24 protein-coding genes and 2 tRNA genes are annotated in these 25,727 nt (G+C 74.7%); 9 read left to right on the top strand and 17 right to left on the bottom strand.

Annotated elements, in window-relative coordinates; all coding sequences use genetic code 11:
- Positions 1–11: 11 nt before the first annotated feature.
- Both AMIR_RS15055 and AMIR_RS15050 read right to left on the bottom strand, forming a co-directional pair.
- Positions 12–398 (bottom strand): nuclear transport factor 2 family protein, encoded by a 387-nt coding sequence (locus AMIR_RS15055; protein ID WP_015801819.1) that lies wholly within the window; start codon positions 396–398, stop codon positions 12–14.
- Positions 399–563: 165 nt separating this feature from the next.
- Positions 564–2,231 (bottom strand): glycoside hydrolase family 13 protein, encoded by a 1,668-nt coding sequence (locus AMIR_RS15050; RefSeq protein WP_015801818.1) that lies wholly within the window; start codon positions 2,229–2,231, stop codon positions 564–566.
- Between the two features lie 440 nt (positions 2,232–2,671).
- Here AMIR_RS15050 and AMIR_RS15045 point away from each other — a divergent pair, with 440 nt between their 5' ends.
- On the top strand, positions 2,672–3,820 hold the full coding sequence (locus AMIR_RS15045) for an alkaline phosphatase family protein (protein ID WP_041837819.1): 1,149 nt from the start codon (positions 2,672–2,674) through the stop codon (positions 3,818–3,820).
- 43 nt (positions 3,821–3,863) lie between these two features.
- On the opposite strand, the gene AMIR_RS15040 is transcribed toward AMIR_RS15045, so the two are convergent.
- Together AMIR_RS15040 and AMIR_RS15035 are read right to left on the bottom strand one after the other, a co-directional pair.
- Entirely contained in the window at positions 3,864–6,269 is a 2,406-nt protein-coding gene (locus AMIR_RS15040) for an FtsX-like permease family protein (RefSeq protein ID WP_015801816.1), read from the bottom strand.
- Positions 6,269–7,042, bottom strand: a complete 774-nt coding sequence (locus tag AMIR_RS15035) for an ABC transporter ATP-binding protein (protein ID WP_015801815.1) — start codon at positions 7,040–7,042, stop codon at positions 6,269–6,271. The genes AMIR_RS15040 and AMIR_RS15035 overlap by 1 nt, the downstream gene beginning before the upstream one ends.
- A 120-nt stretch (positions 7,043–7,162) precedes the next feature.
- On the opposite strand from AMIR_RS15035, the gene AMIR_RS42740 reads away from it, so the two are divergent.
- Together AMIR_RS42740 and AMIR_RS15025 are read left to right on the top strand one after the other, a co-directional pair.
- The gene (locus AMIR_RS42740; RefSeq protein ID WP_015801814.1) at positions 7,163–8,326 is read left to right on the top strand and encodes a sensor histidine kinase; all 1,164 of its coding nucleotides are present in this window, start codon (positions 7,163–7,165) and stop codon (positions 8,324–8,326) included.
- Positions 8,323–8,994 carry a response regulator gene (locus AMIR_RS15025; protein WP_015801813.1) on the top strand — a complete coding sequence of 224 codons (672 nt, stop codon included), beginning with the start codon at positions 8,323–8,325 and terminating at the stop codon, positions 8,992–8,994. The genes AMIR_RS42740 and AMIR_RS15025 overlap by 4 nt, the downstream gene beginning before the upstream one ends.
- A gap of 49 nt (positions 8,995–9,043) precedes the next feature.
- Here the strand turns inward: AMIR_RS15025 and AMIR_RS15020 are convergent, their stop codons facing one another.
- The 3 genes from AMIR_RS15020 to AMIR_RS15010 form a co-directional block, all read right to left on the bottom strand.
- Positions 9,044–10,054, bottom strand: coding sequence for a helix-turn-helix domain-containing protein (locus AMIR_RS15020; protein WP_049797135.1), 1,011 nt, complete (start codon positions 10,052–10,054; stop codon positions 9,044–9,046).
- Positions 10,055–10,102: 48 nt separating this feature from the next.
- Entirely contained in the window at positions 10,103–11,221 is a 1,119-nt protein-coding gene (locus tag AMIR_RS35740; RefSeq protein ID WP_015801811.1) for a 3'-5' exonuclease, read from the bottom strand.
- Between the two features lie 567 nt (positions 11,222–11,788).
- Positions 11,789–12,412 (bottom strand): TetR/AcrR family transcriptional regulator, encoded by a 624-nt coding sequence (locus tag AMIR_RS15010; protein WP_015801810.1) that lies wholly within the window; start codon positions 12,410–12,412, stop codon positions 11,789–11,791.
- 66 nt (positions 12,413–12,478) lie between these two features.
- Between AMIR_RS15010 and AMIR_RS15005 the strand changes: the two genes are divergently transcribed.
- Positions 12,479–13,297, top strand: coding sequence for an SDR family oxidoreductase (locus tag AMIR_RS15005; RefSeq protein WP_015801809.1), 819 nt, complete (start codon positions 12,479–12,481; stop codon positions 13,295–13,297).
- Between the two features lie 51 nt (positions 13,298–13,348).
- On the opposite strand, the gene AMIR_RS15000 is transcribed toward AMIR_RS15005, so the two are convergent.
- Positions 13,349–13,951 carry a helix-turn-helix domain-containing protein gene (locus AMIR_RS15000; RefSeq protein ID WP_015801808.1) on the bottom strand — a complete coding sequence of 201 codons (603 nt, stop codon included), beginning with the start codon at positions 13,949–13,951 and terminating at the stop codon, positions 13,349–13,351.
- A gap of 87 nt (positions 13,952–14,038) precedes the next feature.
- Here AMIR_RS15000 and AMIR_RS14995 point away from each other — a divergent pair, with 87 nt between their 5' ends.
- Genes AMIR_RS14995 through AMIR_RS14985 form a run of 3 tightly spaced genes read left to right on the top strand, consistent with a single transcriptional unit; the run spans position 14,039 to position 16,178 of the window.
- Positions 14,039–14,650: a methyltransferase domain-containing protein gene (locus AMIR_RS14995; RefSeq protein WP_015801807.1), complete on the top strand. Its 612-nt coding sequence runs from the start codon at positions 14,039–14,041 to the stop codon at positions 14,648–14,650.
- 21 nt (positions 14,651–14,671) lie between these two features.
- Entirely contained in the window at positions 14,672–15,139 is a 468-nt protein-coding gene (locus tag AMIR_RS14990) for a mycothiol transferase (protein WP_015801806.1), read from the top strand.
- Positions 15,140–15,170: 31 nt separating this feature from the next.
- Complete coding sequence (locus tag AMIR_RS14985; RefSeq protein WP_015801805.1) at positions 15,171–16,178, top strand: alpha/beta fold hydrolase; 1,008 nt, start codon at positions 15,171–15,173, stop codon at positions 16,176–16,178.
- Between the two features lie 47 nt (positions 16,179–16,225).
- On the opposite strand, the gene AMIR_RS14980 is transcribed toward AMIR_RS14985, so the two are convergent.
- The 9 genes from AMIR_RS14980 to AMIR_RS40290 form a co-directional block, all read right to left on the bottom strand.
- The gene (locus tag AMIR_RS14980) at positions 16,226–16,879 is read right to left on the bottom strand and encodes a hypothetical protein (protein ID WP_015801804.1); all 654 of its coding nucleotides are present in this window, start codon (positions 16,877–16,879) and stop codon (positions 16,226–16,228) included.
- A gap of 6 nt (positions 16,880–16,885) precedes the next feature.
- Positions 16,886–17,599, bottom strand: coding sequence for a hypothetical protein (locus tag AMIR_RS35735; RefSeq protein WP_015801803.1), 714 nt, complete (start codon positions 17,597–17,599; stop codon positions 16,886–16,888).
- 41 nt (positions 17,600–17,640) lie between these two features.
- Positions 17,641–18,528 carry a class I SAM-dependent methyltransferase gene (locus tag AMIR_RS14970; RefSeq protein ID WP_015801802.1) on the bottom strand — a complete coding sequence of 296 codons (888 nt, stop codon included), beginning with the start codon at positions 18,526–18,528 and terminating at the stop codon, positions 17,641–17,643.
- Positions 18,529–18,641: 113 nt separating this feature from the next.
- The gene (locus AMIR_RS14965) at positions 18,642–19,208 is read right to left on the bottom strand and encodes a helix-turn-helix domain-containing protein (RefSeq protein ID WP_015801801.1); all 567 of its coding nucleotides are present in this window, start codon (positions 19,206–19,208) and stop codon (positions 18,642–18,644) included.
- Positions 19,209–19,316: 108 nt separating this feature from the next.
- Positions 19,317–20,039, bottom strand: coding sequence for a hypothetical protein (locus tag AMIR_RS14960; protein WP_041836775.1), 723 nt, complete (start codon positions 20,037–20,039; stop codon positions 19,317–19,319).
- A 266-nt stretch (positions 20,040–20,305) separates the two neighbouring features.
- On the bottom strand, positions 20,306–22,462 hold the full coding sequence (locus AMIR_RS14955) for a TerD family protein (protein ID WP_015801799.1): 2,157 nt from the start codon (positions 22,460–22,462) through the stop codon (positions 20,306–20,308).
- A 113-nt stretch (positions 22,463–22,575) separates the two neighbouring features.
- Positions 22,576–22,649: transfer RNA gene (locus tag AMIR_RS14950), tRNA-Leu, on the bottom strand.
- 7 nt (positions 22,650–22,656) lie between these two features.
- Positions 22,657–22,727, bottom strand: a tRNA-Thr gene (locus AMIR_RS14945).
- A 475-nt stretch (positions 22,728–23,202) separates the two neighbouring features.
- A complete protein-coding gene (locus tag AMIR_RS40290; protein WP_015801798.1) occupies positions 23,203–23,349 on the bottom strand; it encodes a hypothetical protein in 147 nt (48 codons plus the stop codon).
- 175 nt (positions 23,350–23,524) lie between these two features.
- On the opposite strand from AMIR_RS40290, the gene AMIR_RS14940 reads away from it, so the two are divergent.
- A complete protein-coding gene (locus tag AMIR_RS14940) occupies positions 23,525–24,511 on the top strand; it encodes a LacI family DNA-binding transcriptional regulator (protein WP_015801797.1) in 987 nt (328 codons plus the stop codon).
- A 146-nt stretch (positions 24,512–24,657) separates the two neighbouring features.
- Complete coding sequence (locus AMIR_RS14935; protein ID WP_015801796.1) at positions 24,658–25,629, top strand: ArsR/SmtB family transcription factor; 972 nt, start codon at positions 24,658–24,660, stop codon at positions 25,627–25,629.
- Positions 25,630–25,727: the final 98 nt, after the last annotated feature.

Below are 25,727 nucleotides of genomic sequence, written 5' to 3'. Positions count from 1 at the left end.
TGGCCCTGGGGTCACGCCTCGGTGGCCTCGCGTTGGATCTGCGGGAACTGGGCCGCCATCGCCTCGGACAGCGCGTGCGCGGCCGACAGCGGGCGGACCATCACGGTCAGCTCGGAGACGAGGCCGTCCTCGTCCAGGCGCAGGAAGTCGCAGCCCTCGACCTCCACCTCGCCGATCCTGGCCTGGAACACCAGCGCGTGGTCGCGGTCGCCGCCGATCTCGCGCACGTACCGGAAGTCCTCGAACACCCGCAGCACGCCGCGCAGGATCGCGGCGGTGATCGCCTTGCCGGGGTACGGGCGGAACGCCACCGGGCTGCGGAACACCACGTCCGGGGCGAGGGTCGCCTCGATCGCGGCCACGTCCCTGGCCTCGACAGCCTGCCGGAAACCGGTCATGCCACTCCTCCCTGAGCACGGACCGCCCAGGCTAGGGATCAACGTCGCACGGGGGAAGACGGAAATTCCCCCGTGCGACGCAACCGCCTGACCCAGCAGCAGCGCCGGCGCCTTCGCCACCACGGCCTACCCCCGCAGCACCACCGGCGCCTCCACCACCGCGGTCTAGGCCCGCAGCACCACCGCCTGCCAGGGCGCGAGCACCTGCCCGACCGGTTCCACGTTGGCCAGCAGCACCTCGCCGCCCAGGTCCAGGTCCACCGGCTGCTCGGTCCCGCTCAGGTTCGCCACCACCAGCAGCCGCTCCTCCCCCAGCACCCGCTCGTACGCGTACACGTCCGGGTGTTCCGGCAGCAGCATCCGGAACGTCCCCTCCACCACCACCGGCAGCGTGTGCCTGAGCTCGATCAGCCTGCGGTAGTGGTGGAACACCGACGCCTGGTCGGCCCGCTGCGCCTCGGCGTTGAGCCAGGAGCTGTTCGGGTTGACCGCGATCCACGGCGTGCCGGTGGTGAACCCGCCGTTCGTCCCGCCGTCCCACTGCACGGGCGTGCGCGCGTTGTCCCGCCCCATCGCCCGCACCCCGCGCCACACCGCGTCCGCGTCCTGCCCGGCGGCGAGGGCCTGGCGCAGGTGGTTGAGGGACTCGACGTCCCGCAGGGCCTCCGCGTCGACGAACGGCGAGTTCGTCATGCCCAGCTCCTCGCCCTGGTACACGTACGGCGTGCCCCGGTGCAGGTGCAGGACGGTCGCGAGCGCGGTCGCCGACTCGCGCCACCACCGGTCGTCGTCGCCGAACCTCGACACCGCCCTGGGCTGGTCGTGGTTGCCCAGGTAGAGGCTGTTCCAGCCGACCTCGGCCAGCTCGCCCTGCCAGGCAGCCATGGACGCCTTGAACGCGCGCAGGTCCAGCGGCACCGGGTCGAACTTGCCGCCGGGGCCGTGGTCGAGCGAGACGTGCTCGAACTGGAACACCATGTCGATCTCGTGGTTCGCCGGGTCGGTGAACTCGCGGGCCTGCTGCGTGGTCACGCCGGGCATCTCGCCGACGGTCAGGAACCCGCCCTCCCGGCCGTCGAACACCTCGCGGCGCATCTCGCGCAGGTGCTCGTGGACGCGCGGGAGCGTGCCGTAGTAGGGGAAGCCGTCGCCGAGGGCGCCCGGTTCGGCGGGCGCGTCGGGCAGGTCCGGGTGCTTGGCGATGAGGTTGATGACGTCCATGCGGAAGCCGTCGACGCCCCGGTCGAGCCACCAGCGCATCATGTCGTAGACCGCTTCGCGCACCTCGGGGTTGTCCCAGTTGAGGTCGGGCTGCTTGCGGTCGAACAGGTGCAGGTAGTACTCGCCGGTGGCCGGGTCGGCCTGCCAGGCGGGGCCGGAGAAGAACGAGGACCAGTTGTTCGGCTCCGCGCCCGGCTCGCCGAGCTCGTGGCCGTCCCTCGGCGGGCGCCAGACGTACCAGTCGCGCTTGGGGTTGTCCTTGCCGGAGCGGGACTCGGCGAACCACGGGTGCTCGTCGGAGGTGTGGTTGACCACGAGGTCCATGACGAGCTTCATGCCTCGGGCGTGCACCTCGCCGATCAGGTGGTCGAAGTCGGCGAGGGTGCCGAACACCGGGTCGATGTCCCGGTAGTCGGAGATGTCGTAGCCGTTGTCGGCGTGCGGGGAGCGGTAGACCGGCGAGAGCCAGACGACGTCGACGCCGAGCGCGGCCAGGTGGTCGAGCCGCGAGGTGATGCCCGCGAGGTCCCCGATCCCGTCGCCGCCGGAGTCGGCGAAGCTGCGCGGGTACACCTGGTACACGACCGCCGACTTCCACCACTGCGCGTCCATCCGAGTCCTCTCCCCTGGCTGCCCCTGGTCGTGATCAAGCTTGGCGCACCGGGGCCGCCCGCGCAGTGCGGACGGTCCCGGCGCGCGTGCGGGGATACGCGCGGAGCGGCGAACGCGTGGAGGATGGGGTTCGCCCGCAGGTCCGGGTTCTCCCTCGGGTTGCCCTGCGTGACGTAGCCGCGAGGTGCGGCGGCTACGACGTCCGGCGCAGCGGTGGCGGGCGCGGCTGTCGCGGTGGCCGTGAAGCCGCCGAGGCCGGCTAGGACCAGGGGCACGGCGAGGACAGGATGCCTCTGCGGTGTCGTGCGCGGACGCCACGGAGGAGTGTCCACTCAGGACTCCCGCAGCGCCGACCACCCGACGGACCTGGACCGCTTGCCGACGAGTCCGGCCCGGTTGCGCCCGGCGGCCGGGTGCTCCGCTTCGCTAGGGTCGTCGGCATGGAACCACTGCTTCCCAGGTACGGGGCGGGCGCCCTGTCGGACGTCGTGCCCTCGTTGCTCGCCGGGATGGGGGTTCCGGGGGCGGTCGACGTGCTCGGGATCTCCGGGGCCGCGCGGGTGTGCGTGCTGCTGGTGGACGGGCTCGGGTGGGAGTTGTTGCGGGAGCACGCCGACGCGGCGCCGTTCCTGTCCTCGCTCGCCCGGGGGCGGGAGGCGATCACCGCCGGGTTCCCGTCGTCCACGGCGACCAGCGTGGCCGCGCTCGGCACGGGGTTGCCTACCGGTGAGCACGGGATCGTCGGGTACACGTTCGCCGCCGTCGGGGCGGACGGGGAGGAGCTGGTCAACGCGCTGTCCTGGCAGCGGCACACCGGGCAGGGGGACCTGCGGTCGGTGCTGGTGCCGGAGGAGGTGCAGCCGACGCCGACCGCGTTCGAGCGCGCCGCCGAGGCCGGGGTGCTGGTGAAGGTCCTGGCGTCGTGGGCGTTCCAGGGCAGCGGGTTGACGCGGGCGGTGCTGCGCGGTGGGGAGTTCGTGGGCGCGCACGCGCTGGGCGACCTGGTGAGCGGGGTGGCGTCGGCGCTGCGGGAGCGGGACCGGGTGCTGTGCTACGCCTACCACGCGGACCTGGACGCGCTGGGGCACGGGCACGGGCCCGGCAGCGAGTCGTGGGTCGCGCAGCTGTCGGTGGTGGACCGGCTGGCGGAGCTGATCTCCGAGCGGCTGCCCGAGGGCGGGGCGCTGGTGGTGACGGCGGACCACGGGATGGTGCGCGTCACCGACCGGGTGGACTTCGACCAGGAACCCGGCCTGCGGGAAGGGGTTCGGCTGCTCGGCGGTGAGCCCCGTGTGCGGCACGTGCACGTGGAGCCGGGCGCGGAGGACGCGGTGCGGGCGCGGTGGACGGCCGTGCTGGGCGAGCGGGCGTGGGTGGTGAGCCGCGCGGAGGCGATCGAGGCCGGGTGGTTCGGCCCCCGCGTGGCGGACCACGTCCGCCCGCGCGTCGGCGACCTGGTCGTGGCGGCGCGCGGTGGGGCGGTGGTGATCCGGAGCGCGGCGGAACCGCTGCTGAGCGTGTTCCCAGGGCACCACGGGTCGCTGACGGCGGCGGAGCAGCTGGTGCCGCTGCTGGTCAGCACGAGGTAGGGCGCGGGGGACCGAGGACGGGCGTCCTCGGCCCCCGGTGGTCCTACTCCGTGTCGCTGCGGACCGCGTCGAGCACCGGCAGCGCGGCGGCGCGGCGGGCGGGCAGCAGCGCGGCCAGGACGGCGATCGCGGCGGTGATCAGCACGAACGCGGCGAGCCTCCCCCACGGCAGCACGACCTCCACCGCGCTGGTCTGGCTGCGCACGACGACCACGCCGACCAGGCACCCCGCCAGCAGGCCGAGTCCCGCGCCGAGCAGCGCGATCACACCGGATTCGATGCGCACCAACGACCTCACCCGCGACCGGTCCAGGCCGACCGCGCGCAGCAGGCCGATCTCCCTGGTGCGCTCCAGCACGGACATCGTCATGGTGTTCACCACGGCCAGCGCGCCGATCAGCCCGGACACGCTCAGCAGCGCGTACAGGATCCTGAGGAACAGCGCGTACTGCTGGCCCGCCTCGGCCACGGCATCAGCCTGGCTGTGCACCACAACGGTGGGGTTGTCCACAGTGGACTTGATCCGGTCGCGCACCGCGTCCGCGCGGTCGGGGTCGGCGCGGACCAGGACCTCGTACGGCGTCAGGTCCGGCAGGGCCGCGGCGGGCACGACGATCCCGGCGTCGAACTTCTCCGGCGCCTCGAAGAAAGCCGTGACGGGCAACGAGAAGCGGTGGCCGCGCGCCGAGCCGGTCACCGTCGTGCCCAGTTCCCAGCCCTGCCGCCGCGCCTGCTCCCTGGTGACGGCGACACCGGTCCCGGCGTCGGTCAGCTCGCCCTCGGTGAACTCCACGTCGGCCACGTCGGCCAGCACCGACGGGGTGGCCGCGACGAAGACGCCGCCGTCACCGTTGTCCAGCTCGACGTACGACCTGGTGTACGCGGTCACCGCGCGCACGTCGGGCAGCGCGGCGAGGCGCTCGGGCAGGTCGGTGGCGAGCTCCGCGTAGGCGATCGGGGTGATCGTGACCTCGGCCATCCGGTTGGCGGCGGCCTCCTCCGCCGAACTGGCGCCCAACGACACGGCGGGCACGGTCACCGCCGCGCACACCGCCAGGCACACCATGAGCGGGCCCGCGGTGGACGCGGTGCGGCGCGGGTTGCGGCGGGCGTTCTCCACGGCGAGCTTGCCGCGCACGCCCACCAGCGCGGTGAGCGGGCGGCGCAGGACCGCGCCGAGGCCGCTCGCGGCGAGCGGGGTGAGCACGAGCAGGCCGATCACCAGCAGCGGCGCGCCCAGGTACACCAGGTCCTGGTGGCGCAGCCCGCCGAGGACGGCCGCGGCGCCCGCCGCCGTGATCAGCGCGCCAGCGGTGTTCCTGCGGCGCAACGACTTCGCCGTCGGCGGCAGGCTGGTGCGCAGGGCGGCGATCGGCGGGATCGCGGCGGCCCGGCGCGCCGGGACCCAGGCCGCGATCACCGGAACCCCCAGGCCCACGGCCAGCGCGGCGAGCAGCGCGTCCGGCGCGAGCAGGACCAGCGGCGCGGTGGCCACCTCGGTCACCGCGAACAGCGCGTCCAGCAGCACGGACACGCCGACGCCGAGCGCGTAGCCGATCACCGTCGCGGCGAGGCCGATGAGCAGCGCCTCCGCCAGCACGCCGCGGGTGATGCGGCTCCGGTCCGCGCCGACCGCGCGCAGCAGCGCGTGCTCCCTGGCCCTGGCGGCGGAGAGCATCGTGAAGGTGTTGGCCACCACGAAGATGGAGACGAACAGCGCGGTCCCGGCGAACACGAGCAGGATCGTGGCGAGCTTGTCGTTGTCCGACAACGCCGATCCGGGGTCGACCGCCTGGACGTAGGCGTCGTCCGGCAGCACCTCGCGCAGCGCGGCGGCCAGCGCCTCGTTGGTGCTCCCCGGCTGGGCGGTGAGCACGATCCTGCTGTCCCCGAACAGGGTTCGCGCGGCGCCCCGGTCGAACGCGGTGAGCGTGCCGCCCACGGCCAGCTCCGGCGAGACCGCCTTGAGCAGCCCGGACACGGTGTGCTCGCGCACGGTCCCGGCGACGACCAGCTCGACCCGGTCGCCGACGCCGACGCCCGCGCGGCGCGCCGTGCCCTCCTCCAGCGCGACCTGGTCGGCGCCCGACGGTTCGGCGCCCGCGACCAGCTCCTGCTCGTCGGGCTCCCGGTTCAGGCCGATCGCGGCGCCGGGCGGGCCGACGACCGCGCCGTCCCGGCCGACCACGAACACCCGGCCGTAGGAGTAGACCTTCGACGTGGCAACGCCTTCCGCGCCGGTCGCGGCCCGCACCGCCTCCTCGGGCAGCGGGACCGGCGCGGTGACCTCCACGCCGGGATCGGGCAGCGCGGCGGCGACCTGCGCGCGGATGGACCCGGTGTAGAGCAGGGCCCCGCTGGTGAGCGCGACGCCGAGCACGACCGCGATCAGCGGCAGCACGAAGCGGGAGCGGCGCTCCAGGACGGAGCGCAACGCGGTGCGCAGCATCAGAAAGCCCCCCTCCGGCCGTCCTGCGGGACGGTGTCGGCGTGCCCGTCGAAGCCGCGCATCCGGTCCAGCACCCGGTCCGCCGTGGGGCGCTCCATGGTGTCCACGAGCCTGCCGTCGGCCAGGAACAGCACGCGGTCCGCGTAACCGGCGGCGATCGGGTCGTGCGTGACCATCAGGACGGTCTGCTGCCACTCGCGGGCGCACTGGCGCAGCAGTTCCAGGATGCGCGCGCCGGAGCGGGAGTCCAGGTTGCCGGTGGGCTCGTCCGCCACCACCAGGTCGGGGCGGGTGATCAGGGCGCGGGCGCACGCCACGCGCTGCTGCTGGCCGCCCGAGAGCTGGGCGGGCCGGTGGTCGAGCCGGTCGGACAGGCCCATCGCGCCCACCACCAGGTCGGCCCACGCCTGCTCGGGTTCCTCGTCCGCCAAGGAGAGCGGCAGCACGACGTTCTCCCACGCGGTGAGCGTGGGCAGCAGGTTGTAGGACTGGAAGACGAAGCCGACGCGCTCGCGCCGCAACCGGGTCAGCTCCCGCTCGGACAGCGACCCGAGGTCCACTCCCCCGATCCGGGCCGTCCCGCTCGTGGGGGTGTCCAATCCGGCCAGGCAGTGCGCGAAGGTCGACTTGCCCGAGCCGGACGGCCCCATCACGGCGGTGAACCCGCCCCTGGTGAACCGCGCCGACACCCCGGCCAGCGCGACCACCGCGTTGTCGCCGTCCCCGTGCACCTTGCCGAGGGCCTCAGCCTCGGCCACCACGTGTTCCGTCACACCGCGAGAGCCTGGTCGGATCGGCGCGGCGGCGGATCAACCGCGCGGCGGACGCTCCCGGATTCGGCTCAACCGAACGGTTGAGGTGCGCGCGCGGGGAGCTGTCGTAGCGTTCGGACCATGCCCAGCCTGAGGAAGTCGGCGGCCGAGCGACCGCTCGCGATCGCCGCGGTGGTGTTCTACGCCCTCATCGGGGTGCTCGCCACCGGCGTGCTCGTCGTGGAGGTCGGGTCGGCGGAGCGGTGGGAGGGCGCGGTCGGGCTGGCGGTCTGCGCGGTGCTGCCCGCGTTCGCGCTGGCGCGGGCCCGGTGGGTGCTGCCGGTGGTGGTCGCGACGGCCGGGTTCACCGCGCTGTCGCAGGCGGTCCCGGTGGGGCTGGACAACACCTTCGGCATGGTGGAGCTGATCGAGCTGGCCTGGCTGGCGGTGCGGGTGGTGGTGCTGCGGCCGGTGCTGCACGCCGTGCTGCTGACGCCCGCGCTGGTGGTGGCGGCGGCGACGCTGCCGCTGCGGCTGGCGGACGAGAACCTGGACCTGCACGTCACCATGGGGGCCCTGATCGGCATCGGGATGCCGTTCGCGGTGCTGCTGGGCATGTACCTGCGGCTGCACGAGCGCAGGCACGCCGACCTGAGCGCGTTCGCCAGGCAGGAGCAGCGGTTGGAGTACGCGCGGGACCTGCACGACTTCGTGGCGCACCACGTGACCGCGATCGTCGCGCAGGCGCGGGCGGTCCGGTACACCACGGCCACCGGGGCTCAGCTGTCACCGGAAGCGCTCGACACCATGCTGGAGGCGATCGAGAAGGCCGGGTCGCAGGCGCTGACGTCGATGCGCGGCATGATCACGGTGCTGCGGGACGAGGCCCCGGCGCGGGAGCGGGAGCTGCTGGCGGACGTGCTGGGCGAGGCGGTGCGCGAGTTCACCGGGCCGCCGCGCGCGGTCGCGTCGGTGGACCCGGAGCTGGGCGGGGCGCGGTTGCCCGCGCACGTGGTGGACGTGGTGCGGAACGTGGTGCGGGAGTCGCTGACGAACGTGCTGCGGCACGGGGCAGGTGTGCGGGTGGTCGAGGTGCGCGCCCGCGTCGGGGACGGCGGGGAGCTGGCGGTGAGCGTGGTCAACGACGGGGGCGCGGCGGCGGAACCCGTGCTGGGCAGCGGGGGTTTCGGGCTGGCCGGGCTGACCGAGCGGGTGGAGGCGGCCGGTGGGCGGCTGGAGGCCGGGCCCGGCGCGGCGGGGGTGGGGTGGCGGGTGGTGGCCCTTCTGCCACCATCGCTGCCATGAGCATCCGGGTGCTGATCGCCGACGACCAGGAGATGATGCGCTCGGCGTACGGGATGATCCTGGGCGCTCAGCCGGACATGGAGGTCGTGGGGAGCGTCGGGGACGGCGAGGCGGCGGTGTCGGAGGCGCGGAGGTTGCGGCCGGACGTGTGCCTGCTCGACATCCGGATGCCTCGGGTGGACGGGCTGGAGGCGACCCGGCTGCTCGCCGGGCCTGGGGTGCGGGACCCGCTGAACGTGCTGATCGCGACCACGTTCGACCTGGACGAGTACGTGTACCGGGCGCTGCGGCACGGGGCGTGCGGGTTCCTGCTGAAGGACATGTCGCCCGCGCTGCTGGTGGAGGCGGTGCGGGCGGCGGCGGCCGGGACGTCGATGATCTCGCCGAACGTGACCGTGCGGCTGCTGGCGCACCTGGCGCCCGAGCGGGGCGCGGAGCGGGCCGAGGAGTCGGCCGCGCTGGTGGAGCCGCTGACCGAGCGGGAGCTGGAGGTGGTCCGGCTGGTGGCGCTGGGGCGGACCAACGACGAGGTGGCCGGGGAGCTGCACCTCGGGGTGGCGACGGTGAAGACGCACCTGGGGAACGCGCAGCGCAAGCTGGCGGCGCGCAACCGGGTCGAGGTGGCGGCGTGGGCCTGGCGGACGGGGCTGGTGCCGGGGCGGGGGTGAGCGCCCCCGCGCCCGGCTTGGGTTCAGCGCCCGCCCGGTCACCTGCCCGTCAGCCGCCTGCCCTGAGCGCCGCCGCGACCCAGGCGTCGCTCGGGCCGGTGTTCCACAGCTCCTCCAGCGGCACGTCGTTGATCGTCGCCAGGAGCGCGAAGAACGGCTCGAACACGCCGCCGAAGTCCGCCGTGAAGCCCTCCACGAACCGGGTCACCTCGGGGTTCGCCTCGGGTTCGGACAGCAGCCCGCGCAGGTCGGCCCACTGCTCCTCGTCCATGCTCTGGCCGGTCATCTCGGCGCTCATCAGCCCGGTCGACCTCAGCAGGCGCTCGGCCAGCTCCCGCGCCTCCGGCGACTCGGGGGTGGTCCCGGCGCGCTCGGCCTTCCAGGCCTCCAGGGAGATCGCGCTGTGCTCCTCCGACCGGGCGACCATCTGGGGCGAGGTGAGCTCGTCCGAGCGGGGCGTGGCGAAGGCCTGCCGGTAGAAGTGGCGGACGGACGCGCGGAACTCCGCGTCGCCCACCATGTCCGCCAGCGCGATCCAGGCCTGCAACTGCTCGGCGGTGGGCTCCTCCGGCAGCACGGGGCGCGTGCGGCGCAGGTGCTCCTGGTAGCCGGGGTGGATCGGCAGGCCCCCGGTGACCTCGGTCCAGAAGTCGTCGAGCAGGCGGTCTCGGGCGTCGTCGGACATGTTCACCAGATCGTGCAGGAGAGACACCTGCCGCGCGTCGGAGTTCTGGTTCACAATGGTGTGGAGAACGGCTCGCCTGGCCTTCAGCGTGCGCATCTGCCCCTCGACGACGTCGAGGTGCGCTGACGCGAGCTCTCGCAGGCTCATCTCGTCCTTGAGCACGCCCCGGATGTCGTCCAGGCCCGCGCCGAGGTCGCGCAGGGTGCGCACGAGCTCCAGGCGCGCGATGGCGGCCACGTCGTAGAGGCGGTAGCCGGCGTCGGTGTGCGCGGTCGGCTCGATCACCCCCTCGTCGGCGTAGAACCTGATGGCGCTCACGCTCAGGCCGGTCCGGCGCGCCACGTCGCCGATCGGGTACAGCTGGTCGTCGGTCACGGTGGCCACTGTGGGGTCTCAAGGCGGTTGAGACTCAAGCCCGGTCCGTCAGGCGCCGGGGTCGTGCGGTGCGACCCGCGTGGTCCACGGCAGGCCGAGGAGCGCGGTCAGGGCGGCGTTGACCAGGCCGAGGTTCTGGCTCTGCGCGACCCTGCGGCCGACCACCGCGGAGGGGTGGCGGATCGTCAGGACGCGGCCCGCCACGACGGCGGGCTCCGCCTTGCCCAGCATGGCCTCCAGGGACCGGCTGTGCTCCCGGACCTTGCCCAGGACCTGGGGCCACAGCTCGCGGATCGTCGCCAGGTCGGGCTCCGGTGCGCCGGTCGTGACCGCGCCGGGGTGCGCTCCCGCGACGGCGTGCGCTCCCGTGCCAGCGTGCGCTCCCGTGCCAGCGTGCGCTTCCGTGCCGGGCGCGGTGTCCGCCATGCGCTTGATCCAGGCCAGGGCGGCGAGGCAGTCGCCCTCCGCGCGGTGGCCGCCCTCCAGGCGGTGGTTGCGGAAGCCGCCCCCCTTGGTGTTGCGGTCGCCCACCCAGGCCGCGTGCTTGCGCATCGCGCACAGCCACGGGCCGGTCAGCCAGTCCGGGAGGTCGGCGTCCCCGAAGAGGTGCCGGTGCTCGGCGCGCAGCCTGGTGAGGTCGAACGGGGCGTTCCAGGCGATCACGCGCTTGCCGCGCAGGACGTGGTCGAGCTTCGGCCACAGCTGCTCCAGCGTGGGCGCGCCGGTGAGCATCTGGGCGGTGATGCCGTGCGCGCGCTGCGCGTACGGGTTGATCTGCGCGCCCTCCGGGTCGACGAGCGAGGTCAGCAGGGTGGCGCCGTCGGTGGCCACCACGGCGATCTCGATGACGCGCCCGGTGAAGTCGGTCAGCTCGGTGTCGAGCACGACCGCGTCGCGGTCGGCGAGGACGTCGCGGGCCCACGTCGCGGACTCCTCGCGCGCGGGTGAGGTGGTGGCGCGCGCTGGTTCGGGGGCGCGCGGGGGCGACGACGGGAGCGGGGTGGTCGCGGTGACGTCGTGCAGGGCGGTGCGCCAGACGTCGCCGTCGAAGACGCGCTCCAGCCAGGCGGCGGCCTTGCCAGGGTCGACCGGACGCCTTCCCGACGAGCGCAGTTGCGCCGTGGTCCTCAGGTGCGCCGGGACCTCGTCCCGGTAGACCTCGCTCACGCGTCGTCCTCCGATGTCTTGACTGCCGGCTCACCGCGCCGGTCGGGCGCCCGGCAAAACGATCACGGTACGGGAACCGGGCGACGGGTGGCCCACACCATTGGCCACACGATCGAGTGATCGGCCACGCGGTTGATCGCGGTGGGTGACGAGAAGGGCTCGGTGTGGCGTGGTGGCGGGAACGCGGCGGGCTGGGCTGGGGACGTGACGGGCCGGTTCGAGACGCGGTGGAACGGCTCAGGGGGGGGCAGTGGACCGACTCAGCCAGTGGGCTGGCCAGAGGCTCAGCGGGCCGGTCAGGGCGGAGGCGGGCCGGTCAGGGCGGAGGTGGGGCGGTCAGGGCAGAGGTGGGGCGGACGGGGCGCGGCGGGACGGTTCGACGGCAGGGTGGCCCGGATCAACGGCGAGACGACCACAGGCGCGGTGGGACAGTCCGACTCAGCGAGGGGAAGGCCAGGTCAGCGGCGGAGCGGGTCGGCGTGGGACGGCCCAGGTCAGCGGCGGGACGGGGCGGGGTAGGACGGCCCAGGGCAGTGGGCGGGGCCGGGCGGTGTGGGACGCTCCAGGTCAGTGGTGGTCGCCGGGTGGTTCGGGGGCGCCAGTGGTCCGGGGGTGGACCAGGAGGCCCGGTAGGAGCAGGCGCAGGAGGCCGTCCAGGCGGGACGCCGAGTGGTTCTCGTTGTCGGTGAGGACCTGGAAGAGCAGGGTGCCCACGCAGGCGTCGGCGACCGCGTCCAGGTCCGCGTCGGGGCGCACCTGGCCGGAGTCCACGCCGCGGCGCAGGCGGGCGAGGACGGCGTCGCGGTGGGGGCCGGTGAAGCGCAGGTAGAGGCGGCGGGCCTCGCCCCGGTCGTCCGCGGAGGCCGAGATGAGGGCTCGGACCAGCGACGCCCGCTCCGCCGTGGACTCCACCAGGACGGTCAGCCAGGCGCGCAGGTCGACGGCCACGTCGCCGGTCTCGGGGACCTCGCCGCCGCCGTTCCACACCAGCCCGGCGACGGTCGCCTCGGCCACCACCGCCGCCTTGGACGGCCACCAGCGGTAGAGGGTCTGCTTGCCCACGCCCGCGCGCGCCGCGATGCCGTCCATGGACAGCCGCTCGTAGCCGGACTCCAGCAGCAGGTCGCGCACCGCCTCCAGGATGGCGCGGTGCGCTGCCGCGCTGCGGCGACGGGGGTGCGACTGGACCACTCGCGGAGGGTACCGTCACACCCAGGCGAGACGAATCGTCTCGTAAAGCGCGGAACGGGAGGCGTCATGCGCGACACCGAGGTGGTCGTCGTCATCGGGACGGGTGGCATGGGGCGGGCCATCGCCCACCGCCAGGGCGCGGGCAGGCACGTGCTGCTCGCGGACTTCGACGAGGCCACGCTGACGTCCGCCGCCGACTCGCTGCGCGGCGAGGGGCACGTGGTGACCGCCCAGCGGGTCGACGTGTCGGACGCGGGGTCCGTGCGCGCGCTGGCCGACGCCGCCGCCGCGCTGGGGCGGGTCGCGCAGGTCGCGCACACCGCCGGGCTCTCCCCCGCGCAGGCCCCGGTGCAGGCGATCCTCGCCGTCGACCTGCTCGGCGTGGAACTGGTGCTGGCGGAGTTCGGCCGGGTCGTCGCGCCGGGCGGGGCGGGTGTGGTGATCGCCAGCATGGGCGGGCACCTGACTCCGATCACCCCGGAGCTGGAGCGGCTGCTGGCGAGCAGGACCGCAGCCGAGCTGATCGCCTCGCCCGAGCTGGACCCGGCGGCGCTGAACCCCGGTGGCGCGTACGGGATCGCCAAGCGCGCCAACCACTTCCAGGTCCAAGCCGCCTCACGCGCGTGGGGCGAGCGCGGCGCGCGGGTCAACTCGATCAGCCCCGGCGTGATCGCGACCCCCATGGGTCAGCAGGAGCTGGCGAGCGCGAGCGGCGAGCGGATGCGGGCGATGGTGGCCGCGTCCGGCACCGGGCGGGTCGGCACGGCGAGCGACATCGCCGAGGCCGCCGCGTTCCTGCTCGGGCCCGGTTCCTCGTTCGTCACCGGCGCGGACCTGCTGGTGGACGGCGGTGTCGTGGCCGCCGTGCGCGCCGGGCGGGGCTGACCGGCGGTCGCCGGGGCCCTGATCCCCCGGAGCCCTGATCCCGTTGTGGGGTCAGGGCTCCTCGTCGTTCCCGGTCCGGTTCGCGTCGGGGCGCACGTGCGAGCGCACGCCGTGCAGTCCGAACAGGATCAGCAGCTCCACCGCTCCCCCGTCGGCGGTGCCCAGCCAGTGCGGCAGCGAGGTGTCGAACTCGGCCGCCTCACCGGGCGGCAGCACCAGGTCGCGGTCGCCGACCACGAGCCGCAACCGGCCGCTGAGCACGTACAGCCACTCCAGCCCCTCGTGCGTCTTGGGCGCGGGAGCGAGAGGCTCCGGTTCTGCGGGGATGACCATCTTGAACGCGTGCACCCCGCCCGGCCGCCGGGACAGCGGCACGAACGTCATGCCGAACCGCGTGATCGGCTTGAGGTGGATGCGCGGGTCGCCGGTGCGCGGCGCGCCCACCAGGTCGTCCAGCGGCACGTCGTAGGCGCGCGCCAGCAGCAGCAGGAACTCCAGCGTGGCCCGCCGCTGCCCGCTCTCCAGCCGGGACAGCGTGCTCTCCGACACCCCGGTGCGCAGGGACAGCTCGGCCAGCGTGACGCCGCGATCGCGCCGCAGCGCCCGCAGCCTGGGGCCGACCGCGTCGAGCACCCCGTCCAGTTCCCGGTCCACCCGGCCATCTTGCCAAAACGGCAAGTTTCTGTGCCAGTTCGGGGTGGTGCCGGTGAGACTGGCGGCACCGATGGGAGAGGAGCCCCGATGAGCACCGCGACCGAGTTCTGGGACGGCGTCCACGCGAACCGCCCGCCGTCCGCGCCCGCGCCGAACGCCCGCCTCACCGAGGTGGCCGGGCCGCTGGACCCCGGTGACGCGCTGGACCTGGGGTGCGGCGGCGGTGGCGACGCGCTGTGGTTGGCGGAACGGGGCTGGCGGGTGCGCGCCACCGACATCTCGGCCACCGCCGTCGAGCGGCTGACCGCGCTGGCGCGGGAGCGCGGCGTGGCCGACCGGGTCGCCGCCGAGCGGCACGACCTGGCCGGGTCGTTCCCCACCGGCCGGTTCGACCTGGTCTGCGCCCACTACCTGCACACCCCGTTCGACCTGGACCGCGCGTCGGTCCTGCGCGCCGCCGCGCGGGCGCTGCGCCCCGGTGGCCGGCTGCTGGTCGTGGACCACGGCTCGGCCGCGCCCTGGTCGTGGGGCCGCGACGACGACAACCCGCCGCCGCACGAGGTCGCCGAGGAGCTGGCGCTGGACGCGGACGGGTGGGCGGTGGAGCGGTGCGAGTCGCCGACCAGGGTCGCGACCGGGCCGGGCGGGCAGCGCGCCGAGGTGGTCGACCACGTCCTGCTGGTCCGCCGCACCCGCTGACACCGTCCACGAAGGAGCGAAATGCCCCGCCACGACACCCCGCCGCCCCGGACCGGGAACCCCGAAGCCCAGGTGCTGCGCGGATTCCTGGACTACCTGCGGTCCTGCGCCGCCGCCAAGCTCGACGGCGCGCCCGAACCGCAGGTGCGCGCCGCGGGCGTCCCGTCCGGCACGAACCTGCTCGGCCTGCTGCACCACCTGGCGCACGTCGAGCGCGCGACCTTCCTGGGGGAGAAGGGGATCCACTGGCCGTCGACGTTCGAGGCCGCGCCGACCGACACCGTCGCCGACGTCCTCGCCCGCTACCGCGACGCGGTCGAGCGCGTGAACGCCGTGCTCGACGCGGTCGACGACCTGGGCGCCCCGCTCCCCCACCCCGACGCGCCGACGGCCCGCTGGGCGCTGGTCCACCTGATCGAGGAGACCGGTCGGCACGCGGGGCACGCGGACATCCTCCGCGAGCTGATCGACGGCGCGACCGGGCGCTGAAACCCCAGCCCCTGAAGGAGAACAGGCTCAGATGAACACCCGACACCGCCTGGTGACCGCGCTGGCGGCCCTGCTCGCGCTGGGCGCCACCGCCTGCGCGGGACCCGACCCCGCAGGCCCCGAAGCCGCGCCCGAGATCCCGGCCCACGAGGTGATCACGCGCGAGGACCCCGAGTTCGCCGGGAGGTTCCGCCACGAGTTCGCCGACGTGGACGGCGTGCGGATGCACTACGTGACCGGCGGCAGCGGCTCGCCCGTGGTGCTGCTGCACGGGTGGCCGCAGACCTGGTACGGCTGGTGGGAGGTCATGCCCGAACTGGCCGAGCACCACACCGTCTACGCGATCGACCTGCCGGGCCTCGGCGACAGCACCGGGACCCCGTCCGGCTACGACAAGGCGACCCTGGCCCGCTACGCGCACACCCTGGTCGCCGACCGGCTCGGCGTGCGCGACGCCGCCGTGGTCGGCCACGACCTGGGCGCGGCGGTGGCGTTCCAGTACGCCGCGCAGTTCCCGCAGGACACCGCGCGCCTGGGCTACCTGGACCTTCCGCTGCCCGGCCCCGCGATCGGCGAGACCGCGTACCGCTCGCTGAGCTGGCACATCGCGTTCCACTCGCAGCCGCAGGTGCCGGAAGCCGTGGTGGGCGACGACGTGCGCGAGTACCTGTCGCTGTTCTACCCGCAGGTCTCGTTCAACGGCACGGCCTTCGGCGGCGACGCGACCACGTCCCCGTTCAGCGAGGCCGAGATCGACGAGTACGCGCGCACCTACCGCGAACCGGGAGCGCTGTCGGGCGGGTTCGAGCTGTACCGCTCGCTCGGCGCGGACGTGCGGGCCGCCGAGTCCGCGCCGCCGCTCGACGTGCCGACCCTGGTGCTGGCCGCGCAGGGCCAGTCGGACGCGATCCGCGCGACGGTCGCGCCGAGGCTGACGAACGTCGTGCGGTCGGCGGACGTGCCGAACGCGGGGCACTGGCTGGTGGAGGAGAACCCGGAGTTCGTCACGGCCGAACTGCTGGCGTTCCTGGGGTCCTAGCCGGTCGGCCAGGGCCGCACGCGCTGATGCGGCCCTGGCCGGGGCGGTCAGCCCTGCGCGAGCACCCGCTCCGCCGGGACGAACAGGGTCGCGCAGTGCGGGCAGGTCGCCTCGCCGAACAGCTCGCGCACCGCGCCGGCCACGGCCGCGCTGCCCGACTCGACGGCCGCCCGGTACGCCCACTCCGCCGTGCCGGTGAGGTCCTCCTCCGGCGCGGGCTCGGCGTTGGTGTCGGCCGACAGCCAGTCCTCGGTGCCCGTGGACGGCAGGCGGACGGTCAGGTGGCGGGCGCAGTCCGGGCAGGTCAGCTCGTAGCCGCCGAGCTCGACGCCGTCGAACAGCTCGCCCCACTCCGGGGCCTGGCCGAGACCGAGCAGGGCCGCGATCAGGTAGGCCGTGTCGATGTCGGCGCCCGCCGCGGCGAGCTGGGCCCTCGCGTGGTCGCGCAGGGCCTCCAGCACCTCGGGCTGGGACTCCTGCGGGGCGGGCCACGCGGCGGCGCTCAGCCTTCCGGCCAGCACGACGGCGTCGATCGCCTCCGTCGGCTGGAACTCGGCCACCCGCAGCAGGCGTGGCAGGGCCTCGACGCCCGCCGCGGGGTCGGCCGCGCCGTGGTACAGCTCGTCCCACAGGCTCGCCCAGGTCTCCGGGTCGGGGTCGGTCTCCAGCCGCTCCAGCAGCACCGGCACCGCGTCGCTCATCCCGCGTCAGTCCTCTTCCTCGTCGCCCTCCAACCCGGTCAGCGCCGCTGCCAGGGCGAAGCGCTCACCGCACTCGTCGCAGGCAATCGTGCCGAACAGCTCGGCGAGCGTCGCGGCCACCCCCGCTCTTCCGGCCCGCAGCGCCTCGCCGCGCAGCCAGGCCGCGACGCCGTCGAACTCGGTCGCGGGCTCCGGGACGGTGTCCACGCCCTCCCAGCCGTTGCCGGTGCTGGACGGGAAGCGGACGTCCAGGTCGGTCTCGCAGGACGGGCACGCCACGCAGCAGCCGCCCGCGATGACGCCGTCGAACGCGTCCTCGCCCCACTCCGGGGCGCGGCCGAGGCCGAGGAGCGCCTGGAGGGCGACCGCGAAGTCGTCGTCCAAGCCCTCGACCGCGAGCTGGGCGGTGGCGGCGGCGCGCAGGGACTCCAGGGCCCTCGGGTGCTCGTCCTCGACATCGGGCCACTCGGCGGCGCTGATGCGGCCCGCGAGCGCGATGGCCTCCAGCGCCGCGTCGGGGCGCAGCTCGGCGATGCGCGCGAGGTGCGGGAGGGCGGCGACGCTGGCGGAGTAGGTGCTGCCCTGGTGGTAGATCGAGCCCCAGAGCTCCGACCAGGTGTCCGCGTCCGGGTCGGTGGCCAGCTTCTCCAGCATCGGCGGGATGTCGTCGGCCCTGCCGAAGGCGTGCTCCAGGGTCGACCAGTCGGTGTCGTCGGTCACGGGGCACAGCCAAGCACGGGGGTACGACAGAACCGCTGGGGTCAGGGCTTGCGGGCCGCCCAGACGACGCGTTCGGTGCGCACGGTGAGATCCGGCCTGCGCAGCGCGCTGCGCGGGTCGTCGGGGTCGATCAGGCGGTCGAGGACGGCCAGGTCCTCGGGCGCCAGCGCGTCGGCGGCCTGGTGGCGGAGGCCCCGCAGGGCGTTGAGAGCGTAGCGGCCCACGGAGTCCGGGAGGGGTGGGGCGAGGTTGATGGTGACGGTGCGGTGGGCCTCGATCGTGAAGCCCGCCTCGATCAGGTGAGGGGTCCAGTCGGTGCCGCGGTGGTCGGCGTGGCCCTCGTGCCGGGGCGCGGCCGCGTGGCAGCGGTCTTCGAGGCCGGGGCTCTCGGCCGGGGCGCCCGCAGGCAGGAAGCGGGGAAAGTCGGCCAGCTCGACCAGGGCGAACAGGCCGCCGGGGGCGAGCAGGTCGTGGACCAGGCGCAGGACGCGCGCCGGGTCGTCGACGTGGTGCAGGGAGGCGGAGGCCCAGACCAGCTCCGGGACGCCGAGGGGTGGCCACTGCGCGTTGAGGTCTGCCTCGACCGGGTGGACTCGATCGGCGACACCGGCCGTTTCCGCCTTCTCCACGAGGCGGCGCAGGTGGGCGGGTGCGGTGTCGACGGCGGTGACCTGGGCGTCCGGGAAGCGGCGGAGCAGGGCGAGCGCGCCCGCTCCGGTGCCCGCGCCGAGGTCGACGATGGTGGCGGGAGGCGTGGGGACGGGCAGCGAGTCGACGATCGAGGCGATCTGGTCGGCGAGGACCTCGGCGTCCAGGTCCAGGATCTCGATCTGGGTGTTCGCGGCGTCGTGCCCGTGGGCGTGGTCGTGACCGTGGGGGTGGCCGTGCCCGTGGCCTGCGGAGGTGTGCTGGTGAGCGGCGTGCGTCATGGGGGTGACGGTAGGAGCTTCATGCGTCTAGCGCACGATCGATTGCCGATTTGGCAAGGAGGTCGTGCGCCGGGGTGCCGGACGCGCAAGCGCAGTTCACCGGGACGGGTGGTTCACTCCTGGCCGGACTGGTGGCTGCGGCGGGCGTCGCGGTCGAAGATGCCGAGGATGTCGGCCGGTCCGCCGAGCGCGCCGAGAGCGTGCGGGAGCATGGTCGGGAACTCGGCGGCCTGGTTGGTCTCGATGCGGTAGGTGCGGTTGCCGAGCAGCAGGACGGCGGTGCCGGAGAGCACGACCAGCCACTCCCGGCCGGGGTGCGCGCGCAGCCGTGACGGGCTGTCGGGCGGCGGGTCGACCAGGCGCTGGCGGATGACGGACATGCCGGGGTCGGCGCGGAGCGCCCAGCGCAGCGCCTGGTGGGACGGGTCGTGCACCGGGCTGGTCACGACGTCCTCGGCGGCGGTCTCGACCAGCTGGTCGAGCGAGGTGTCGAGGGCCTTGGCGAGCGTGACGAGCTGGTCGAGCGCGAGCCTGCGCTGCCCGTTCTCGATGCGGCTGAGCGTGGAGGGGCTGAGCTTGGCGCGGGTGGCCAGGTCGTCCAGCGACCAGCCCTGGGCCAGGCGCAGGGCGCGGACGCGCTTGCGCACCAGGCTGTCCAGCTCGCCCTCGTCTTGCGTCATGGGCAAAAGTGTATGCGGGTCGAGCACGGGGTGGCGGGGATCGGGACGGCGCTGGGCACGGTCGCGCCGCGCGGGGGCGCTTCCAGGCCGGGGGCTAGCGGGTCGGGGCTAGCGGGTCGGCGTGCGGGGAGCGCGGGACCTGCTCGACTCGTGCTGCCAGACCGCGTGATCCAACTCCCGGGCGCTGTGGCCGGTGCGCTCGCCCAAGGCCACGAGCAGGGCCGTCGCCTCGGTGGCGCCGACCACGCGGTCCAGGTGGCGGGCCAGCCAGCGCAGGACCATGCGGTCGGGCTTCACGCGGTCCTCGGCTCCGGTGAGCATCCACAGGTACGACAGGCGCACGCCAGCGCCGTGGCCGGGCACGAGCTGGAGCTTGGTCTCGACCTGCGCCAACCGGACGGGGTCGGCCAGCAGGGCGGACACGTCGGCGAAGCGGTGCACGCCCTCGGCGGCCAGGGTCTCGGCGTAGCGCAGCGCGGCCTCGGCCTTGCGGACGCCGCCACGCGTGCTGGTGCGGCCCCGGTTGCGCAGGACCAGGCGGGCGAGGTCGTCGGCGCCTGCCGCGCGGCCGATCTCGACCAGGGTCTCGACGGGCCGCTCGCGGTCGGTGCCGACGACCTCGTGCGCGCGGTCGGCGGGGAGCAGCGGGTCGGGCAGGCCGGCGTGGGTGGCGTAGGCCTCGCAGACCCGGACGACGCCCCGGTAGCGCAGGTTGATGGAGAACACGGCGTCCAGCACGCACAGCGGCAGGTGAGTCCACCGCTTGCCGCGCGGCTCGACGGTCAGCCCCGCCGTGGCGGCCTCCAGGACGGAGATCTCGTCGTCCACCATCGCCTCCAGGTCAACGCGCTGGGCGCCGGTGGCGCAGGGCGGGACCAGTAGTACGGGACGCGCGGGTGGCGGCCAACACGACTCGCCGGGCGGGTGGCGGATCGGCTTCGGGGACGGGGCCGGTGGAACGACCGCAGGGCCCGCGCCGGAGCACGGGCCCTGCGGTGACGAGGGGCGAGGAGAGCGGGAGGACTAGAGCATGAGTCCCCTGGGGGACGAGAAGGAAGCCTTCCCATGGCCTCGCTGCCTCGAGCTTAGCGATCGGCTCACTCCGGGAGCAAGCGGTTCAGGTTCTCCCGCGTGATGGTCGCCGCGTTGTCCGGCAAGCCCTCCGGGCGGTCCAGGCCGACGTACAGCGGGGGGACGTCCGACGTGGGCGGTTCGCCGGTCCACGGGAGGACCTGGGACCCCTTGGCGCGCAGCAGGTCCAGCAGGTGGGCGACGGTCAGGTAGCGGCGTTCCACCAGCGACCGCGCGACCTTGCGCGCGATGTCGCCGGTGGTCTCCACGCTGGCGAACGTCCCGGTGCCGCTCAGGTGCAGGTGCGTCCACACCGCCACCCAGCCGTCGCCGTCGCGCACGAACACGGCGGGCACGGCGGTCGGCAGCGGGTCGCGCAGGTCGGAGCGGGTGCGGACGGTGCGCGGGTCGAACGGGGCCCCGGACTGGACGTGGTCGCGCTGCATCCAGCCGAACAGCGCCTCCTCGGCCCGGTCGAAGCTCTCGCCGGAGTAGCGGTGCAGCTGGGGCACCACGCAGTGCGCGTCCAGGCCCGCGAGGGGCAGGTCGATGAACTCGGCGGCGCCCTCCGGGGCGTTCGTCACGTCACCGGAGTAGACCGCGCCGCCTTCACCCCGGTAGTTCGTCCACGACACGTGGCCCCGGTACCCGAAGTCCGCGTCCAGCAGCAGCGCGGACAGGTCGTAGTCGGTGGGCTCCGCGCGCTGCTTCCAGTGCGCGAACAGGCGCAGCACCTCGCCGTCCGCGAGGTCGAGCCTGGTGCGCGAACCCCTGGGCAGCACGGCGAAGCCGTCCTGGGTCGCCTTCCCGGACAGGGGCAGGGCGACGTCCAGGACGTCCGGGTCGAACAGCACCACGGGGTGGTCGGGCAGGCGGCGGGCGATCTCCCCGTCCAGCAGGGCGATCACCTCGGCCAGCAGGGGTTCGGGCAGGGGCGGGCGGGTGTCGGGGGTGAACCAGGCGGTGCGGTTGCGGATGGTGAACAGGCGGGCGGGCGCGGGGGTCGCGCGGGTGGCCAGGTGGTCGCGCAGCGAGCAGAGGACCCGGCCGGACACCTCGCCGATCCGGTCCCGCAGCGCGGAGAGCACCGAGTCCACTTCGGACTCATCCGGGGACGCGAGGCGCAGCAGGCGGTCCAGGGCGCGGGCCAGCGCGCCGGGGGACGACGCGAGGAGCGCCGCCGCGCGTGCCGGGCCCTCGGTGGCCAGCGCGTGTTCGACGCGGGACGCCAGACCGGGCGCGCCGCGCTCGCCGCGTGCCACGGCGAAGACCTCGGCGGCGTGCGGGAGGGCCGGGTGCTCGTGCGGGTGCAGGCGTTCGCCCAGGCGCTTCCACGGTTCGGCGAGCGTGGCGACGTCGGCCAGCTTGGCCGGGTCGGTCGCCACGCGGTCCAGCGCGGTCAGCAGGAGTCGGCGTTCGGGGCGGCGGAACGAGCGGAACCTGGTGGGCCTGGCCAGGGTCACGTCCCCGCCGCTGGCGCGGCAGGCCAGGCGCAGCACGTCCTTCGTGGTGTCCACGTCCGGGGCCAGGCCCGCCGCGAGGCGCGCGGCGTTGAGCACGGCGCGGTTCTCCCGCACCGGGACCCGCTCGGGGTGCGGGCCGTCGAGGTGCGTCTCGGCCAGCTCGGCGAGCAGCTCCAGGTCGCCCGCGGTGAGCGGGGTGGGGCTGCCCGCGAGGTCCAGGTAGAGGGCGGCCAGCTCCTCGGCCTCGGTCAGTCCCAAGTGGACGGTGGTGACGCGGTCCCGCGCGGAGGGGACGAACTCGTCGTGCGCGGCCAGGACGTCCGCGTGGGTGTGCCGCGGGACGCCGTAACCGGGCAGCGCGAGCAGGTTCAGCGGACCGGGCTCGGGCGGGCCCTGGGTGGTGACCAGCTCGGCGAGGCGCTCCAGCCAGAACTCCACGGTGTCCGGGACGCCCTCGGGGAAGTCGCGGAAGTACGGGGTGTGCCGGACGTGGTCGGCGACCAGCTCGCGCAGGGCGCGCACGGCGGTCGCCGCGAGGTCCAGCGCCACGGGGGCGGGGAGCGCGGACAGGTGGGCGAGGAGGTCGCGGGTGGCCTTGAAACCGGCGCTCAGCAGGACCACGTCGAACTGGCGGGCCACCGCGGCGCCAGGGTCCCCGGTGGTCGCCCCGGCGGCGCGCGGGACGCGCAGCGTTCGGCGGATGAGCGCTTCGACCGGCATTCCCGACCCCCTGGAGGTGGCGAGCCCGCAGTTCGCGGGGTGACGTGGCGGATCATCCGCGCCGCGGCGCGCGCCCGTCGGCGCGCCACGCCGGAGCGGCGTGAACCCGTGAGTACCCCTGCCGGGACTCGAACCCGGACCGGACGCGTCCTGAACGCGCTGCCTCTGCCGATTGGGCCACAGGGGTGTGCGCCGACCTCATCCGGGGTTCGAACCCGGCCCTCCCGCGTACAAGGCGGGCGCTCCTCCCAGGAGCCGAAGAGGCGGCGGCGGCGCGGGGTCCCGTGTGGAGCGGGACGTCCGCGTCGCCTCCCCCCGCACCCAGGCGGAGGGGTCTGGCGAAGGCGGCGCGCGTCGGTGGGCGCCGCCGGAAAGCACGGGGAGCGGTCGGCGCGGCGCCACGCCGGACCGGGTGCGCCCGAATTCCACCGGGCGCGGTGAATGCGCCGAACGCTCCCCTGGGCGTTCGACCGGAGAATTGCGCGAGCGGTTCTGCGGTCACCGGGAAACCGCGGAACCACCGATCCCGGGAATTTCGGGAATCAGGTCCGGGAAAGGCGCGGGCGAGCCGGGGGACCTCTCCCCCACCACCCGCCGCGACTCCCCGCGCGTCCGCGCCGTCCGCCACGCCCCGGTGCGCCCAGCGCACCCGGTCGCCGGGGACCAGCCCGGTGACGAGAAGAGCCGCCCTCCCCGTTCTCCCAGGTGGGCGGCTCCCGCACGGCGTGACCAGCGCGTGGTCACGGTGGGGAGCAGACACCGCCCAGGAGCAGGGGCAGCGGCCACGACAGGAGGAGGCGGGGCAGGAGGCCGGTGATCTCGCGGCTCGGCAGTCGCAGGCACCCCAGGATGTCCGCGTCCACCATCACCCGCTTCACCACGACCATGACCCTCCGCCTTTCCGCCGCGCCGACAGGAAGGAGTATGCCCGACCGCGTTCCGGGGGCGCAATGCTTTTTGCGGGCCGGGCGGAAAAAGCCCGGATGCCATCCGGAATGCGCGCGACCTGCCGTCGGCGCGCGGACGAGGGGCCCACCGCCCGCGCGCCCCTATGATCGCCCAATGGCCACCATCGCCGACGTCGCCCGAGCCGCCGGGGTCTCGCCGAGCACCGTGTCGTACGTGCTGTCGGGCAAGCGGACCATCTCGGAGGGCACGCGGTTGCGGGTCGAGCGCAGCATCCGCGAGCTGGGGTACCACCCCAACGCGGGCGCGCGGGCGCTGGCGAGCAGCCGGACCAGCGTGCTCGCGCTGGTCGCGCCGCTGCGCAAGGACCTGAACGTCCCGGTGGTGATGCAGTTCGTCGGCGGCGCGCTGGAGCGGGCCCGCGCGCACAGGCACGACCTGCTGCTGCTCACCGAGGACGAGGGCGCGGACGGGCTGCGGCGGGTGGCCAGCTCCGCGCTGGCCGACGCGATCATCGTGATGGACGTGGAGGCCAGCGAGCCGAGGGTGCCGGTGCTGCGGGCGCTGCCGCTGCCCTCGGTGCTGATCGGGGTCCCGGACGACGCGTCCGGGCTCACCTGCGTGGACCTGGACTTCGGCGCGGCGGGCGCGTTGTGCGTGGAGCGGCTGGCGGACCTGGGGCACCGGGAGGTCGCGCTGATCGGGCCAGCGCCGTCGGTGTACGAGCGCGGGACCAGCTACGCCAAGCGGTTCCTGGCCGGGTTCACCGGCGCTGCGCGGGTGCGGGGCGTGCGGGCGACGGCGCTGCGGTGCCCGCCGAACTACGACGGGGTGCGCGAGTGCCTCGACGCGACGCCGGACTCGGCGACGGCGCTGGTGGTGCACAACGAGGCGGTGCTGGGGGCGGTGCTGGCCGAGCTGGCGCGACGGGGGCGGCAGGTGCCGGGGGACGTGTCGGTGCTGGCGGTGTGCCCGCGCGACATGGCCGAGACGCAGGTCGTGCCGATCAGCTCGGTCGACCTGCCCGGCGCGGAGCTGGGGGCGCTGGCGGTGGACCTGGCGCTGGGGGCCTCGCGGTCCGGGGTGCGGTTGGTGGAACCGGTGCTGACCGAGCGGGCTACCACGGCGCGCGTTCGGGGGTAGTCGGCGCGGGTGCGGGGCGCGGGCGCGGTGGAATGCCGGATTTCGCTTGCGCGCGAACGGTTCGCGGCGCGACCCTCGCGGGCGGGGAACCGCGTCGGGGGATCGATTCCGCGTTCGTCGTACTCGGGGGGCAGACCGTGCCGCGTATGCGCATCCACTTCACCAACGCCGACCTGGTCAGGACACGCCTGAAGCTGGAGCGCGACCTCATGTGGGAGGTCGTGAGCAGCGTGCAGGTGTTGCAGCACGGGGAGGGGCGGGTGTTCTTCGACCCGTGGCGGCGGGTGGTGCGGGAGCGGATCGGCCGTGATCCGGGGTTGCGGGCGGCGGTGCGGGCGCTGGTCGCGGTGGCGCCGCACGCGGCGTACTTCCCGGACTTCCTGACGCCCGCCCAGGAGCGGGCGGGGATCGGGGCCGGGGTGGAGGCGGTGCTGGCCACGCCGGTGGAGCGGGTGCGGGCCGAGGTGGCGTCGATCCGGGTGGGCGGGGCCGGGGCGGCGCGGTGGTTGGGCGGGCTGACCGAGGGGCGGGCCGAGGCGTACCGGCACCTGGAGCGGTCGCTGCGGGTGTTCCACGACGTGCTGCTGACGCCGCTGCTCCCCGCGGTGGACAGCGCCCTGCGGGCCGAGTGCGTGGCGGGGAGCCACCACTACCTGCGGGGCGGGCCGGAGGGGTTGCTGCGGTGGTTGCCGGGGGCCAGCTGGGAGCCGCCGGTGCTGGTGGTGGACTACCCGGTGGACCGGGAGCTGCGGCTGGGCGGGCGGGGGCTGCTGCTGATCCCGTCGTACTTCTGCGTCTTCCACCCGGTGGCGCTGGCCGATCCGGAGCTGCCGCCGGTGCTGGTGTTCCCGGTGCGGAACTCCTCGCGGCTGCTGGGGGTGGAGCGCGGGGGCGGGGACCACGTGTCGTCGTTGCTGGGGCCGACGCGGGCGGCGGTGCTGCGGGCCGCGGTGAGCGGGCCGACGACGGGCGGGTTGGCGCGGCGGTTGGGGGTCTCGCCCGCGACGGTCAGCCACCACACGGGGGTGCTGCGGGACGCGGGGCTGGTGTCGACCGAGCGGTGCGGGAACTCGTCGGTGCACCGGGTGACGCCGCTGGGGATGGCGGTGCTGGCCTGAGGGCGGCGCTGGCCTGAGATCGGCGCTGGCCCGGAGGTGGCGCCGGCCTGAGGGGTGATGCGCGGCTCCCCGTCCCGGCGCGCGCGACACGCGCCGGG

Source organism: Actinosynnema mirum DSM 43827 (assembly GCF_000023245.1).
Classification (GTDB): domain Bacteria; phylum Actinomycetota; class Actinomycetes; order Mycobacteriales; family Pseudonocardiaceae; genus Actinosynnema; species Actinosynnema mirum.
This window is presented reverse-complemented; position numbering and strand designations above follow the sequence as displayed.